We start from the raw sequence: 2010 nt of genomic DNA, 5'->3' as shown, positions 1-2010 counted from the left end.
CCCGGGGGGGGGGGGGGGCAGGGGGAGGGGTCTGCGCGCGTCCGCGCGCGGATGGGCAAGGAGACCGGCTTGCCGCCTGTCCAGTTTACCGAGGACCTGGTCCGGATCGAGCCGAGAGACCCCCCTCCCCCTACCCCCCTCCCGCGGGGGGAGGGGGGACTCAAAGAGGCTGCGGAGTTGATTGTGGCGAGCGGCCCTCATCGCGCCTGCCTCAGCCGCGGGTCCAGTCTTGCGTAAAGCAGGTCCACCGCCAAGTTCACCGCGATCACCATCACCGCGCTGGCCAGGATGATGCCGAGCAGCAGGTTGAGGTCGCGCTTGGTCACCGCCTCATAGGCCAGGCGGCCGAGGCCGGGGATGGCGAAGACGCTCTCGATCACCACGCTGCCGCCCAGCAGCATGCCGAAATGGATGCCGAACACCGTGACCATGGGCAGCAGCGCGTTGCGCACCACATGGCGCCAGGTGATGCGGCCGGGCGGCAGGCCCTTGGCCCGGGCGGTGCGGACGAAGTCGCTGCCCGCCACCTCCAGCATGCCGGCGCGCATCAGCCGCAGGTAGACGGCGACATACATCAGCGACAGCGCCACGGTCGGCAGCACCAGGTGCTGGGCGACGTCCATGACATAGGCCCAGCCGGACTCGAAGGCAGGCACCGTGGCGATGCCGGCCAGCGGCAGCCAGCGCAGCTTCACGGCAAAGGCGACGATCAGCATCAGCCCGATCCAGAAGCCGGGCATGGCGTAGAGCAAGAGGCCGAAGCCGGTGACCAGCGTGTCGAGCCAGCCGCGGCCCTTGAGGTGGCTTTGCGCCGCGGCGACGCCGAGCAGGGTGCCGGCGGAGAACGCCAGGGACAGGGCGGCGGCCATCAGGAGGGCGGTGTTGCCCGCCCGCTCCAGCACCAGGCCGAGCACCGGGCGGGAGAAGCCGACCGACCAGCCGAGGTCGAGCCGGGCGACATGGGCGAGGTAGAGGCCGAGCTGCACCGGCCAGGGCTGGTCGAGCCCGTAATCGGCGCGCAGCCGGGCGATCAGCCCGGGGTCGCCGCCGCCCATCTCGACCACCAGCGCGTCGACGGCGTCGCCCGGCGCCAGCCGCAGCAGCAGGAAGGCCAGGCAGACGACGATCAGCAGCACCGGCACCGCCTGGACCAGGCGCCGGACGAGGAGCGACTTCATCGGGCGGCTCCGGGATCCGCGGGAGCCGCAGCTTAGCGCGGCGAGTCGGCGAATTCACCGGCGTCGGCGCCGCGGCTCCCGCTCCCGGCCCGGCGGCTAGAACTTCGAGAGGATCTCGGCCTTCTTGGCGTCGAACTCGCCCTCGGTGAGGATGCCGGCGTCGCGCAGGGCCCCGAGCCGCTTGAGATGCTCCATCGGTCCGTCCGCGGGCGCCGGCGCGGGGTCGGCCCGGCGCAGCTCGTCCAGCCGGGCGCACAGCGCGTCGACCAGGTCGCGCCGATCGAAGGTCTTGAACACCAGCGGCTCGGGCGGGCCGAGCAGCCTGATCACGTGATGGCCCAGGATGGAGCGGGCCTCGACCGCGGTGATCCGGTTGACCGGCACCGCCTCCAGCGCCTCGCCCCACAGCCCCTTGCGATAGAGGCAGGCGCGCTCGCTGGTGAGAATCAGCATGCCGTTGCGCTGGCTGTTCTCCAGGAACAGCTCGATCGTCTCGTCCGGCCGGAGATGGCGCCAGCGGAACTCGGCGACGTGCTTGGGCTCCTTATGTTTCACGGAAACTCCCAGTACAATATTGCAGCGCAACATCCGGAGACAATATGCCGGATGAGGACGGGAATGAGAAGCTGGCCGGGCGGCCTTCGCGCCAATTTTATTTGCATTTGACAGGGTGGAGGATCGGCCCCGACTCGCCGCTGCAGGCCTTTTGTCATCCTCCCCTCCCCTCGCAGGCTACGACGTTCACACATCGCCTCTTTTGAGTCCCCCCCCTCCCGTCAGGCCATTCGCGCGCAGACGCGCGCAGCCCCCTCCCCCAACCCCCTCCCGCAAG

General features: G+C 70.2%; 2 protein-coding genes. Both read right to left on the bottom strand.

Going from position 1 to position 2010, the window contains the following annotated elements; genetic code table 11:
• Nucleotides 1-197: 197 nt before the first annotated feature.
• The gene (locus AAHM41_RS40025; protein WP_342242224.1) at nucleotides 198-1178 is read right to left on the bottom strand and encodes an ABC transporter permease; all 981 of its coding nucleotides are present in this window, start codon (nucleotides 1176-1178) and stop codon (nucleotides 198-200) included.
• A gap of 96 nt (nucleotides 1179-1274) precedes the next feature.
• Nucleotides 1275-1733, bottom strand: a complete 459-nt coding sequence (locus AAHM41_RS40020) for an SHOCT domain-containing protein (protein WP_342242223.1) — start codon at nucleotides 1731-1733, stop codon at nucleotides 1275-1277.
• Between the last annotated feature and the right edge of the window lie 277 nt (nucleotides 1734-2010).

This window comes from Inquilinus sp. OTU3971, from assembly GCF_038440215.1.
Note: the sequence above shows the minus strand (reverse complement) of the source record. Positions and strands in the feature narration are given on the sequence as shown.